Here is a 13,885-nt window from a genome sequence, read left to right on the forward strand (position 1 = left end):
CTTTAATCACTCTTATTCTCTAACCACCACTAGATCTGGACCGAACATGTCCTTAGCCTTGTTTATTAAAGCCTGCTCTTGACTTTTTAAGTCTCTGCTCTCAATAGTTTCAAATTCATTTTCCATGTGATTTTGTATTATTAAGGCAGTACCAAATATTTGTTTGAGGACTTCCTCAATGGTCTGTTTATTCTCAACTTGATTAACTTTATCCTTGTGAAAGGAACAACCTTCGCGGAATAGAATTATCAATGTATTACCCTTAAGTTGGGCTGGTTTTCCTTCCATCAAAAAGGCTTGAGTAGACTTTTTGAGTCTTTTGACCTGATCCGTAACATCATTCCAACGCGCTTGGATACCTTCTATACTTAAGTTAAGCGCATTATCTGTTGAAGTGTTTTTATCGATTATAGTGTTCCCTGATTCAACAGTTTTAACTGCGGCGTTTCGTGTATTTACTCCACCCCTTTTAGAACTGACAAGCGGTTTCACGTCTGGATTTTCTTTACTAACTACAGGTACATTTTTTATCTGTTGTTCAATGGCAGACAGCCGCTTTAAAATCTCTTCCTGCCCATTAAATGTTACAGGTTGACTTTCATGAATAGTCTGAACCAATAAGAGTTCGGCAGCTAATCGAGCATTAGATGCATATTTAAGTTGCCCTTCTCCTTGTAACAGTATAGAAATCCAGTGCAGAATTTGGGAAATTCCAATTTGTCCACTCTGTTTAATTAAACAATCTTGAATATGGGGTGCTACCAAAGGAGTTTCTCCTGTTGAGGCTGTTAACAACATTTGGCGCAGATAATCTAAGAGCTCTCTAATAATCTGCCGGGGATCTCGTCCCTGTTGGATACCTTCAGATAAAAAGTTTAAACATTTACCATAATCGCCAGAAACCAGTTCATCCACTAAGCGAGAACTATAGGTCTCCCCAACCATTCCCAGTACCAGATACACCTCTTCTACTCCAATTGGATCATCCTGGAGAAGACATTGATCAAGGATACTTAGGGCATCTCGAAGTCCTCCTTCAGACTTCTGGGCAATCACGACTAGAGCACTTGAATTAACTTGTCGCTTTAAAGACGTACATACTTCAGTTAGCCGCTTTTGGATATCTTTAACTTGAATCCGATGAAATTCAAAACGTTGTACGCGTGACAAGATTGTTAAAGGAATTTTTTGCACTTCTGTAGTGGCTAAAATAAAAACAACCTGCGGAGGAGGTTCTTCTAAGGTCTTTAACAAGGCATTAAACGCCTCTGTCGTCAACATATGTACTTCATCTATAATATAAACCTTATGTTTCCCTTTTATCGAACTAAGTTTAATATTCTCTCGCAAATCTCTGATTTCATTAATACCTCGGTTTGAAGCAGCATCAATTTCAAAAACCTCCATGGCCGAACCTTGGTCAATACTGATACAGGAAGAGCATTGATTACAGGGTTCTTCACCATCCCGCTGTTCGCAGTTTATAGCCTTAGCTAGGATTTTTGCAGCAGTCGTTTTACCCGTACCTCTCGGGCCGCTGAATAAATACGCATGAGCGATTTTCTCTTGTTTCAGAGCATTAAGCAAGGTCTTAGTAATATGTTCTTGTCCTACTATGTCTCTAAATAGTTTTGGACGCCATTCACGATAAAGTGCTAAATAAGCCATTTTTTTCACCCTCTATAAACAGAGTGTATTATATTATTTCTGAACAAATCAGTTTGTACTTTGTAATTAGTACCAAAAAAGATGGTACATGACCACCTTTGTCTCAAATAAATAGCCGTACACCCTTGATTGAACCATCGCCTCCGAACGTTACCTTGGCGGGAAAACTCAATTCAGGCAACCTCACGGCACACAAAACGCTCTCCTTAGTGCTGCTTCCGTCAGGATCTGACACGGTTCGGAGTGTCCTGTTGCGTGAGACCAAAATCTCATCGTTGCCTTCCAAAGACAGCTTCACAGGCGTGGACCTTTCGCGGGAATTCAATCTTGCTAGAGCGGGCTGCAAGTTACAAGGAACCGCTACCTCCCCATCTAGTACGGCTAAATCAATTATAGCAAAATAAAAAGCCTAAGTCGAATACTTTGGCTCAGAACCTTTAAAATGGCGGAGAGAGAGGGATTTGAACCCTCGACACCGGTTGCCCAATGTACCCGCTTTCCAGGCGGGCGCCTTCGACCACTCAGCCACCTCTCCAAATATCCCCTAAACTTATAAAAACATATTACGTTTCGATGAATTTAGTGAACAAGAGATATTATATCGCAAACAGACGGACACGTCAATGCCTAAATACTGTAAATATATGTATAATCCTAATTTCCTTGTCTATTTTGGTGATTACTGAATATTTTTACCCTAAATATCGTATAGCATGCTGTGCTAGGCTTAAGATTAATCTAGCGTTAACCCTTCAGTTAATAGTTATTTACTCTTATTAAATTGATTTTGACTAAATTTATTATGTTTCACATCTCTTTATTTCAGTTTAGTTTTCCCTTCCTAAACGTTTTCTATTACGTCCAAATTAGGCAAAAAAGTGCCTTCGCGTTCACCCGCCAAGGCATTCGATTCTTTATGTAATGGCGGAGGAGGTGGGATTCGAACCCACGGACGGCTCACACCGTCAAACGATTTCGAGTCGCTCTCGTTATGACCACTTCGATACTCCTCCGTATATAGCGTCACCTAAAACTATACTATAAGATACCGCTAAAAATTCAGCGCAATCTCCTGAAAAACGATTTTAAGATGTCAGCACATTCTTCTTCTAAAACCCCGGCAACTACATCAACCCTATGGTTCCATAAAGTATAGTCTAAGATATTCATAACTGAACCTGTCGCTCCACCTTTTAGGTCCATCGCTCCATAGACAAGTTGCTTTAAACGAGACTGCATGATAGCTCCTGCGCACATCGGACAAGGCTCTAATGTGACATACAAAGTTGCATCCGTTAATCGCCAACTTCCTAATACTTGAGCTGCCCGTTGGATTACTAAAACCTCAGCATGCGCTGTGGGATCATTTTTCTGTTCTCTTTCATTATGCGCTAAGGCAATCAGTTGACCGTTATAAACAACTACCGCTCCTATCGGAACTTCTCCTTGTTCAAAAGCCTTTTGAGCCTGTTCAAGCGCCATACTCATCCAATCTTGGTGAAGCATAATTACCTCGATTATGGTGACCCCGGGAGGAGTCGAACCTCCGCAAGACAGGGTTTAGGAAACCCCCGCTCTATCCACTGAGCTACGAGGCCATAGTAGAACATAACAGCAATATTAAAGCATCAAATGTCTAGAACGGTTTAAAAGATTAAAAGTTCGATATACGAATCTCGGATATCGAACCAAGAACATCAATAATGGTGCGTTCGGAGGGATTCGAACCCCCGACATTCAGATTCGAAGTCTGACGCTCTATCCAGCTGAACTACGAACGCATAATGGTAAACTTTAATGGCGGAGGGGGTGGGATTCGAACCCACGGACCCCTTGCGAAGTCACCGGTTTTCAAGACCGGGTCCTTAAACCACTCGAACACCCCTCCAAGTAAAACAACCGAATAAAAGTATATCATATATATCAAAAAATATCAACTAGTAGTACTTGGTAGTACTTGGTAGTACTTGTAAATTATATAGGGCTTAGTATTGATTGATCAACCGATATATTCAACACCCATATAAGGCTGTAGCACTTTAGGAACACGAACTCTACCGTCTTGATCCTGATAATTCTCCATAATAGCCGCAACTGTGCGTCCAATCGCCAGTCCACTGCCATTTAATGTATGGACAAACTCTGGCTTATCCTTGGGTCCTCTGCGAAAGCGAATATTTGCTCGGCGCGCTTGAAAGTCTTCGAAGTTGCTGCAAGAAGATATTTCCCTATAGGTATTAAAACTGGGCAACCATACCTCTAAATCATAGGTTTTAGCAGATGTAAAGCCGAGATCTCCCGTAGATAATGCCATAACTCGATAAGGAAGTTCTAATTCTTGAAGAATACTTTCGGCATCCTTCGTCAACAATTCTAGTTCCTCATAAGAGTTTTCAGGCTGTGAGAACTTGACCAGTTCTACTTTGTTGAACTGGTGTTGGCGAATAAGCCCTCTCGTATCCCGCCCTGCCGAACCCGCTTCAGAGCGAAAACATGAACTATATGCGCAATGGCGAATTGGCAATTGACTGCTATCTAATATTTCATCACGATAGAGATTTGTCACAGGAACTTCTGCCGTAGGAATTAAAAAGTAGTCTGTTCCAACAATTTTAAAGGCATCATCCTCAAACTTAGGCAGTTGGCCTGTCCCCATCATAGAAGCACGATTGACCATATAGGGAGGAAGTATCTCAGTATATCCCCTATTTGTGTGACGATCAAGCATAAATGAAATAAGAGAACGCTCTAGCTTAGCACCTAACCCTTTATAAAAGGTAAACCGTGCCCCAGTAACCTTAGCAGCTCTGACAAAATCAAAAACATCCAACTTTTCACCGACTTCATAATGGGCTTTCGGCTCAAAATCAAAAATTCGAGGAGTTCCCCATGCCCGAACTTGAAGATTGGCACTTTCGTCTAAACCTACTGGCACAGAAGCGTGAGGTATGTTTGGAATTTCATAGAGTACTCTTTCCATCTCTCGTACAATGTCCGCTGATGTTTCTTCTAAGTCTTTAATGGTTTGACCAACTTCTCGCATTTCTAGAACGAGACTTTCAGTATCTTCTCCATTTTTCTTGAGACGCCCAACTTTTTCAGAAACCGAATTTCTACGAGCCTTTAAAGTCTCAATTTCAAAAAGCAGTTTGCGCCTTTCTTCTTCTTGTTTTAAGAAGTGGTCGAGACTAATAGAAACATGACGCTTTTCTAATGCCTCTTTAACTGCTTCAGGGTTATTACGAACAAATTTGAGATCCAACATACTAACACCCTCCCATGCCTGTAAGAAAACTTGCCTAGCGCCAAGCGCTGGCCAAGGATGGCCGAGTGTCCCTATAGCCATGGATGGCGAGAAGGGACCCTTCAGGCGCTTGGCGGTCGCCTTAGTGAACTTAATGTTCATCAATCATGTTTAAAAAATACTGATGAACTCTATTATCTGAAGTAAGTTCCGGATGGAACGCACTGGCTAATAAATTTCCTTGTCTCACAAAGACAATCTTACCATTATACTCTGCTAATATACCTACGTTAGGGGCCACTTCCTTAAGATAGGGTGCTCTAATAAACACAGCTCTCAGGGGATTAACTCCTAAGGCAGGTACTTGGAGATCCGTTTCAAAACTTGCTACTTGCCTTCCAAAAGCATTTCGTTCTACTACTGTATCCATAAGGTTCAAGCGATACTGATCACTGTCTACAATAGTTTTACTAAGTAGAATCATACCTGCGCAAGTTCCGAAAATTGGCATATCCTTAGCGCCAAGCTCCTTAATTCTTTCACCTATCTCATCAATTCTCAGGAGTTTACCAATGGTTGTACTCTCTCCACCTGGAATAATAAGACCCTGTATTCCATCAAGATCACTTGTTCTACGCACCTCTGTAACATCGCAACCCAATTTTTCTAAAACCTGCCGGTGCTCGCGAAAAGCACCTTGCAGTGCCAATACGCCAACACGCTTTTTCATTCTTACCAACCCCGTTCTTGCATACGCTGAGATTCGGTCAGGGTAGATATTTCAATTCCCGACATAGGTTGTCCTAAATCTTTGGAGATTTCTGCAAGCAATTTTGCATCCTTATAATGGGTCGTTGCCATAACAATTGCTTTAGCACGTGCTTTTGGATCACCTGATTTAAAGATTCCTGAGCCTACAAAAATACCATCCACTCCCAGTTGCATCATTAAAGCAGCATCGGCAGGTGTAGCTATACCCCCTGCTGCGAAGTTAACGACGGGAAGTTTACCATGTTCCGCCACATAAAGAACCAAATCATAGGGAGCACCCATATCTTTGGCTGCAGTCATAAGCTCCTCTTGCGGCATCAATGTCAAAGCACGCATTTCACTCATTACGGTACGCATATGCCGAACCGCTTCAACTACATTACCTGTTCCAGGTTCTCCTTTGGTACGGATCATGGCGGCTCCTTCTCCTATTCGCCGTAATGCTTCGCCAAGATTACGGCAACCGCAAACAAAAGGCACCTTGAAATCATGTTTATTAATATGATAAGAATCGTCTGCAGGAGTTAATACTTCAGACTCATCAATATAATCAGCACCTAAAGCTTCTAAGATTCGAGCTTCGACAAAATGCCCAATACGTGCTTTAGCCATGACTGGAATAGACACTACAGCCATTATGTTCTTTATAATTGAGGGATCCGCCATCCGTGCAACTCCACCTTCTGCACGAATATCCGAAGGAACACGCTCTAAAGCCATTACAGCACATGCTCCAGCCTCTTCTGCAATTATTGCCTGCTCAGGAGTGGTTACATCCATAATAACGCCACCCTTAAGCATTTCTGCAAGTCCTGTCTTAACTTTAAATGAGCCAACATCAGTCATTATAATAGTTCCTCCTCAAGATAAATTGTTAAACAATAGTTTATGTATATAAACATATTCTATGAATCTCAGACATGGTAACACCTTGCTCAAATTTTGTCAATTTTAGACTTCTTCATCTGAGTCCTCGGAATTATCACCTTCCTCAATTTCTTCATCATCTTTCATCAAGACTTTTGCAATCGCTACAACACTGCTTTCACCGGTCCGCATGGCCATAACTCCTTGTGCAGATCGTCCTTGATTGGAAATGCTTGAAACAGGAATTCTAAGCATAATTCCATTATTGGTAATTACCATAAGCTCATCTTCTACTTGAACAACTTTGATTCCAACTAAAGTGCCCGTTTTAGCATTCAATTTCATGACAATGACTCCTCGGCCGCCACGTCCTTGAACACGGAATTCCTTAAGGTTAGTTCGCTTAGCAAATCCGTTTTCACTCATTGTCAAGAGTTCACCTTCGTCACCAATAACATCCATTCCAACAACTAAATCGTTTGCTTCAAGCTTTATCCCTTTGACTCCACGCGCTGTACGTCCCATATAACGTACATCAGACTCTGGAAAACGAATGGCAATTCCATTTTTCGTAGCTAAAAGAATATCATCCAATCCTTGTGTTAACTTAACCTCGATAAGTTCATCCTCTTCATCTAAGGTTAAAGCAATTAACCCATCTCTTCGGGATGAATCATATTCCTGCAATGCTGTCTTCTTCATGATGCCGTTTTTAGTAGCTGTGATCAAGAAGAAGTCAGGACTATACTCTTTAATTGCCATAACTGCTGTTATCATTTCATGTTGGCTTAAATTTAAGAGGTTTATGACGGCAGTTCCCTTACCGGTTCGACTCGCTTCAGGAATCTCATGAGCTTTCAGTCGATACACTTTTCCCTGCGAAGTAAAGAAAAGAATATAGTGATGGGTAGTCGTTGTAAAGAGATGTTCAACAAAGTCTCGTTCTTTGGTAGCCATTCCATGGACTCCTTTGCCCCCTCGGTTCTGGCTCTTGTATGTATTTAGAGGCAACCGTTTGATATACCCATAATGAGTAACGGTGACAACTACGTCTTCCACCGCAATAAGATCTTCAATATCCATTTTACTGACATCAACCGTTATCTGCGTCCGTCGAGAATCTCCAAATTTATGATTTATTTCTTCCAATTCAGCCTTAACAATTCCAATAACCATAGCTTCTGAGGCAAGAACTGATTTAAGATAATCAATAGTCTTCATCAGTTCCTTGTATTGATTCTCCAATTTTTCTCTTTCTAATCCGGTCAGGCGCTTTAATCTCATATCTACTATGGCTTGTGCTTGTTTTTCACTTAAACCAAAACGCATTGATAGATTTTCTCTAGCCTTTGATTCATCAGATGAAGAGCGTATGGTTTCAATAACTTCATCAATATGATCAAGTGCTATTCTCAGTCCCTCAATTATATGAGCTTCTGCCTCTGCTTTATTGAGTTCAAACCTAGTTCTTCGAACAATTACATCTTTTTGATGTTCAATAAAATAATGAATCATATCCTTAAGCGTAAGAGTTTTTGGCTGTCCATTGACTAATGCCAGCATATTTACGCCAAAAGTATCTTCCAACTGAGTATGTTTATATAGTTGGTTTAATATAACTTTCGGATTTACATCACGTCTTAGCTCTATAACAATACGCATCCCTGACCTGTCCGATTCATCCCTAAGGTCGGTAATCCCATCAATTTTCTTATCACGAACAAGGTCAGCAATTTTCTCTATCATTCTAGCTTTATTGACCATAAACGGAATTTCTGTGATAAGGATACGGGTCTTACCCGACTTTTCCATGCTTTCAATTTGTGCTTTAGCTCTTATTTTTATTGAACCTCTTCCAGTATGATAAGCAGATCTTATTCCTTCGTGACCCATGATCGTTGCACCAGTTGGGAAGTCTGGACCTTTTATATAATTAATTAGTTCATCAATCGATAATTCAGGATTTTCCATCAAAGCAATTGTCGCTTGGACCACTTCTGTTAAATTATGAGGCGGAATATTCGTTGCCATTCCTACTGCAATTCCTGAAGAACCGTTTACAAGCAAATTTGGAAATTTTGAAGGCAATACTGTAGGTTCTTCTTGTTTTTCATCATAGTTAAGGCCAAATTCAACAGTATCCTTGTCAATGTCTGCCAACATATAAGTTGCTATTTTAGCCATTCGCAGTTCAGTATAACGCATAGCTGCCGCAGAGTCTCCATCAATTGAACCAAAGTTACCGTGTCCGTCAACAAGCGGATAGCGACTTGCAAAATCTTGCGCCAAACGAACAACCGCATCATAAATTGAAGAATCCCCGTGGGGGTGGAATTTACCCATGCAATCCCCAACAAGTCGTGCTGACTTACTATAAGGCTTGTTCGGGGTCAAACCCAACTCATGAAGAGTATAAAGAATTCGGCGATGCACCGGTTTGAGCCCGTCTCGCACATCGGGCAAAGCACGGCTAACGATAACACTCATAGAGTAATCGATAAATGACTTTCGCATTTCTTCCGCAATTTCAATAGGAAGGACTTTCCCTCCCAATAGTTCATCCGCCATGAATGAGCACCCCTTTAAGTATCTAGATTACGAACATCTTTAGCATAGCGATTAATAAAGTCACGACGAGGTTCAACCTTATCACCCATTAATACAGTAAACATTTCTTCAGTCCTCATAGCATCTTCCATAGTCACCCTTAAGATAGTTCGGTTTGCAGGATCCATCGTGGTTTCCCACAACTGATCAGGATTCATTTCTCCCAAACCTTTGTAACGCTGAAGTTCTACCTTTTCCCGACCAATTTTTTCAAGGGTATTTGTCAATTCAACATCCGAATAAGCATATTGAATGTCTCGACCTTTTTTTATCTTAAAAAGCGGGGGTTGAGCAATATAAACATAATGATTTTCGATGAGGGGTCTCATATAACGATAAAAGAAGGTTAGCAATAGTGTCCTAATGTGAGCACCATCTACGTCAGCGTCTGTCATAATGATTAGTTTATGATAACGTGCTTTTGTAATATCAAAATCATCTGATATACCAGTCCCCATCGCAGTAATCATTGCCCTTATCTCTGTATTTCCTAATATTTTATCGAGCCTGGCTTTTTCTACATTAATAATTTTCCCGCGCAAGGGTAAAATGGCTTGAAAGCGACGATCTCTGCCTTGTTTTGCCGAACCGCCTGCACTATCTCCCTCGACAATGTACATTTCACACAAATCAGGTTCCTTCCAAGAGCAATCTGCCAGTTTACCGGGAAGAGAAGTTCCTTCTAAAGCACTCTTACGACGAGTTAACTCCCTCGCTTTTCGGGCTGCGTCCCGTGCTCGGGCTGCTTGAACTGATTTATCAATAAATTTTCGAGCAATAGACGGATTCTCTTCGAGGAAAATATTTAATCCTTCTCCTGTTGCCGAGTCCACTATACCTCTTATTTCACTATTACCTAACTTCGTCTTCGTCTGTCCTTCAAACTGAGGATCAGGAACCTTAACCGAAATTACAGCAGTTAATCCTTCTCTGATGTCATCTCCGGATAGATTAGAGTCTGCAGTTTTTAACATATTACTTTTGCGGGCATAATCATTAACTACCCTCGTTAGAGCCGACTTAAAACCCGCCTCATGGGTTCCCCCTTCTTGGGTATTAATATTATTAGCATAGGAAAACAAATTTTCCGCATAACTATCGTTATACTGAATACAAACCTCTACTTGAACATTGTCTTTTGTTGTTTCAATATATATTGGTTGAGGATGCAAACAATCCTTACTTTTATTGAGGTACATTACAAAATCTTGAATACCACCGGTATGTAAAAAAGTTTCTTTAACATTAGTACGCTCATCCGTTAAATTAATAGTAATACTTTTATTTAAAAACGATAGTTCTCTAAGTCGATGAGCCAAAATATCAAAGTCGTAAACAGTCTCTTCAAATATTTCTGAATCAGGGATAAATGATATCTTAGTTCCATTAGTTTCGGTTGTCCCGATGTTTTCCAGCTCTGTAGTTGGCTTGCCTTTTGCATATTCCTGATGATATACATGGCCTCCTTTGGAAACCTCAACAACCAACCATTTGGATAATGCATTTACAACACTTAGACCAACTCCATGGAGCCCCCCTGATACTTTATAGGCACTTTCACTTCCACCAAATTTTCCTCCAGCATGTAATACGGTCAAAGCAACTTCAACAGCAGGTTTACCTGTTTTAGGATGTATATCTACTGGAATTCCACGCCCATTATCGATAACTGTAATACTGTTATCTGCGTGAATTAGCACATCAATCTTATCACAATATCCGGCTAACGCTTCATCAATACTGTTGTCAACGATTTCATAGACAAGGTGATGAAGACCTCGAGGACCTGTGGTCCCAATATACATACCAGGACGTTTACGAACAGCCTCTAAACCTTCAAGAACTTCGATTTGCCCTGCATTATAATTATCACCCGTACTTTGAACTTGTAGCTCTTTATTTTCTTGCAAAGCTGTTTCCTCCTATAGAAAACTTGGCTAGCGCCAAGACTTTTATTCGCCGGCGGTCGCCATAGTCGCACTTATGCACAGGCCATAACCCTAACAGAAATGTTCAAAGTTAGAGCATCACATAGATGGCAATGGTGCTTATATTATGAAAGTTTGACTGGTACCAATAAATACCTTCAACCTTATTATTGTACACTAAAATTTAAGATGTATCAATTTAAAGCTAATTCAAACTATATGCTTTGATTTTTAGCTTTCATTTCCAATTTCGGTAAAAGTACGCCTAAATAATGTAATCGAAGAAATTGGAGAAAAATACAAATCATTTATCGTTACAATTAAGGTTTTTTCCTTACCTTTATCTGAAATATAATAAATATTTTTATAATAATTCTTCATTTTATCTAAAAATACTTGGTTAGTTTGACTAATTTTTGAAATATCTAAGTCTATAATTGTAACAATTTCATTTTTTTTAATCAGAACATCTCCGCCAAGATGTAAATACAACTAAGTTTCCCTCCTTATGTGTCCTTGTTCCACAAAATAAAGCGTTCCTAACTCAATATAATTATCAGCACTCGTCATAGTTATAAGAGTTTGTATGTGTGAAGACTCTATGAACTTTATTAAATAGTCTCTCCTAAAACGGTCCAATTCAGACAACACGTCATCAAGTAAAAGAAGGGGGTATTCTCCTTTTTCTTGACATATTAGCTCAAGTTCAGCAAGTTTTAGGCTCAACACTAAAGAACGCTGTTGCCCTTGTGATGCATAAAGTCGTGCTGGTTTATTATTTAGGAGTATCTGTAAATCATCACGATGAGGGCCTACAAGAATCATTTGACGTTCTATCTCTTGATCTAATTTATCATTTAGTAATTTGGGAAATTCAGATATAGCTTCATTTACATTTCTTTTACCCAAAGAATAGTAGAGGATCATCAATTTTTCTTTTTTTGAGGACAAATTTCCATAAATGAGGTTTGCTGCATCTTGTAAGCGTTGCGTCAAATCCGCTCTATTGAGAATAATCTTTTCTCCCAATTCAATAATTTGTTCATTCCAAAGCTTTAATTGTGAGTACTTCATATGCTTGTCATTAAAAGACTTTAATAATGCACTTTTCTGTTGAATCACTTTATTATACGCGTTTAAAATACTTACATGTCCTGGGCGCATTTGTGCAATATGCAAGTCTAAAAATCTTCTTCTTTCCGAAGGCCCCCCTTTTATCATAACAAGGTCATCCGGAGAAAAGAAGATTACATTTATTGTCCCAACAAAATCTGATAAACGTTGACAGGATACTTTGTTTATTTTGACCATTTTCCTTTTATCTTTATAATGACTTTCCAACAATACTTTACGGTCATTCATTAAAAAATCCCCATAAAGATGAAATTCACTTTGATCCCAACGTAATAGTTCTTGTTCACGATGTACTCTATAGGATTTACCAGTCAATAAGTAATAAATTCCTTCAATAATATTTGTCTTACCCTGACCATTATCTCCAATTAAAATATTTGTTCCATCCATGAATTGAATAGTTTCATTCTCATAATTACGGAAATTCTGTAAGCGTATATTATTTATCATCATAATTATTCTTAAGACGTTCTTACCGGTAATACCAGATAAATATAATTCGGATTGTCTAATGGTCTCATTACACCTGGACTAAATGGCCCAGATAATTCAAATAAAATGCGATCACTGTCTATTACTTTTAAGGCATCAATCAAAAATTTTGCATTAAAAGCAATCCTCACATCATTGCCTTCCATTTCTATGCCTATTTGCTCAGATATTTTGCCTAATTCTGAACTTTGATCAATTCTCAACTCATTATTTTCTACATTTATCCTTATAATATTAGCACCACTTTTGTCGCGAGAAAGCAACGAAGCCCGTTCCACCGCGTCAAGAAATTCTCTAACTGATAAATAAACTTTTGTTTCACATGTTTGAGGTATAACTTGTTTATAGTTAGGAAATTGACCCTCGATAAGTCTTGATATTAAATAAATTGACCCAAATTGGAAAACTACTTGATTACTGCTGTAACTAATGTTTAAAACCTCATCTTCATCTCTTAACAAACGATAAATTTCTGAAAGAGTTTTCGAGGGAATAATGCCACTAAAACGTGACTCTCCCGAATTAGTTATTTCTGAAATAATATAGGCTAATCGATGAGTATCTGTGGCCACTAGTCGAATATTTGTACCCTCAATTTGTAAGAGTATCCCGTTAAAAACTGGTCTGTTTTCTTCTGCAGCACAGGAGAATATGGTCTGTTTAATCATATTTTTAAATATTATAGTGGGTAATTCAAAGGATAAAGGTTCTATAAGGTCTGGAAGCAAAGGGAATTCTTCAGGGTCGTAACCATGCAAAATAATTTCTGATTGATAATAACCTATTGTTATTTGTTGATCTTTTTCTTCTAAGGTAATTGTTGTATCCGGCAATTTACGTACAACTTCTGTAAAGAGTTTAGCAGGAACTATCATTGTTCCTTTCTCAGTGACTTGGGCTGGAACGTCGCAACGAATCCCCATTTCAAGATCAGTAGCTGCAAATTGTAAAGACTGATTATCGGCCTGAATTAAAATTCCTTGAAGGACCGGCAATGGGTTTTTATTAGAAACAGCCCGTTGAACAGCATTTACACCTGAAAGCAGTGCATCTTTTGAGCAGAAGATTTTCATATGAATCGAATCCTCCTATAAATTTTTCCCTTGGATAAGATTAAATAAACTTCAGAATATAGAAGTTATTTTTTTATTGATCGTTCTAAAATTAGGCTATT

The 13,885-nt window shown here is 39.1% G+C and carries 10 protein-coding genes, 5 tRNA genes and 1 other RNA gene; all 16 read right to left on the reverse strand.

Going from position 1 to position 13,885, the window contains the following annotated elements; all coding sequences use genetic code 11:
- Window positions 1–12: 12 nt before the first annotated feature.
- The 16 genes from dnaX to dnaN all read right to left on the reverse strand — a co-directional run bounded on the left by dnaX (window position 13) and on the right by dnaN (window position 13,784).
- Window positions 13–1,668 carry a DNA polymerase III subunit gamma/tau gene (gene dnaX / locus LJE72_RS14795; RefSeq protein ID WP_229248465.1) on the reverse strand — a complete coding sequence of 552 codons (1,656 nt, stop codon included), beginning with the start codon at window positions 1,666–1,668 and terminating at the stop codon, window positions 13–15.
- Between the two features lie 115 nt (window positions 1,669–1,783).
- Window positions 1,784–2,049: signal recognition particle sRNA large type (gene ffs / locus LJE72_RS14800), an RNA gene on the reverse strand.
- Window positions 2,050–2,111: 62 nt separating this feature from the next.
- Window positions 2,112–2,203, reverse strand: a tRNA-Ser gene (locus tag LJE72_RS14805).
- 387 nt (window positions 2,204–2,590) lie between these two features.
- Window positions 2,591–2,681, reverse strand: a tRNA-Ser gene (locus LJE72_RS14810).
- A gap of 46 nt (window positions 2,682–2,727) precedes the next feature.
- On the reverse strand, window positions 2,728–3,174 hold the full coding sequence (gene tadA, locus LJE72_RS14815) for a tRNA adenosine(34) deaminase TadA (protein ID WP_229248466.1): 447 nt from the start codon (window positions 3,172–3,174) through the stop codon (window positions 2,728–2,730).
- A gap of 14 nt (window positions 3,175–3,188) precedes the next feature.
- A tRNA-Arg gene (locus LJE72_RS14820) sits at window positions 3,189–3,266 on the reverse strand.
- Window positions 3,267–3,372: 106 nt separating this feature from the next.
- Window positions 3,373–3,449, reverse strand: a tRNA-Arg gene (locus LJE72_RS14825).
- Between the two features lie 17 nt (window positions 3,450–3,466).
- Window positions 3,467–3,556: transfer RNA gene (locus LJE72_RS14830), tRNA-Ser, on the reverse strand.
- A gap of 111 nt (window positions 3,557–3,667) precedes the next feature.
- Window positions 3,668–4,933, reverse strand: coding sequence for a serine--tRNA ligase (gene serS, locus LJE72_RS14835; RefSeq protein WP_229248468.1), 1,266 nt, complete (start codon window positions 4,931–4,933; stop codon window positions 3,668–3,670).
- A 130-nt stretch (window positions 4,934–5,063) separates the two neighbouring features.
- Window positions 5,064–5,642, reverse strand: a complete 579-nt coding sequence (pdxT, locus tag LJE72_RS14840) for a pyridoxal 5'-phosphate synthase glutaminase subunit PdxT (protein WP_229248470.1) — start codon at window positions 5,640–5,642, stop codon at window positions 5,064–5,066.
- 2 nt (window positions 5,643–5,644) lie between these two features.
- Complete coding sequence (gene pdxS / locus LJE72_RS14845; protein WP_229248472.1) at window positions 5,645–6,529, reverse strand: pyridoxal 5'-phosphate synthase lyase subunit PdxS; 885 nt, start codon at window positions 6,527–6,529, stop codon at window positions 5,645–5,647.
- Window positions 6,530–6,634: 105 nt separating this feature from the next.
- Window positions 6,635–9,118, reverse strand: coding sequence for a DNA gyrase subunit A (gyrA, locus tag LJE72_RS14850; protein WP_229248474.1), 2,484 nt, complete (start codon window positions 9,116–9,118; stop codon window positions 6,635–6,637).
- Between the two features lie 14 nt (window positions 9,119–9,132).
- Window positions 9,133–11,067 (reverse strand): DNA topoisomerase (ATP-hydrolyzing) subunit B, encoded by a 1,935-nt coding sequence (gyrB, locus tag LJE72_RS14855; RefSeq protein WP_229248476.1) that lies wholly within the window; start codon window positions 11,065–11,067, stop codon window positions 9,133–9,135.
- A 249-nt stretch (window positions 11,068–11,316) separates the two neighbouring features.
- Window positions 11,317–11,577: an extracellular matrix regulator RemB gene (gene remB / locus LJE72_RS14860; RefSeq protein WP_229248478.1), complete on the reverse strand. Its 261-nt coding sequence runs from the start codon at window positions 11,575–11,577 to the stop codon at window positions 11,317–11,319.
- Window positions 11,578–12,672, reverse strand: coding sequence for a DNA replication/repair protein RecF (gene recF / locus LJE72_RS14865; RefSeq protein WP_229248480.1), 1,095 nt, complete (start codon window positions 12,670–12,672; stop codon window positions 11,578–11,580).
- Window positions 12,673–12,680: 8 nt separating this feature from the next.
- On the reverse strand, window positions 12,681–13,784 hold the full coding sequence (gene dnaN / locus LJE72_RS14870; protein ID WP_229248482.1) for a DNA polymerase III subunit beta: 1,104 nt from the start codon (window positions 13,782–13,784) through the stop codon (window positions 12,681–12,683).
- Window positions 13,785–13,885: the final 101 nt, after the last annotated feature.

This window comes from Desulfosporosinus shakirovi (assembly GCF_020595055.1).
In the GTDB taxonomy this organism is placed as follows: domain Bacteria; phylum Bacillota; class Desulfitobacteriia; order Desulfitobacteriales; family Desulfitobacteriaceae; genus Desulfosporosinus; species Desulfosporosinus shakirovi.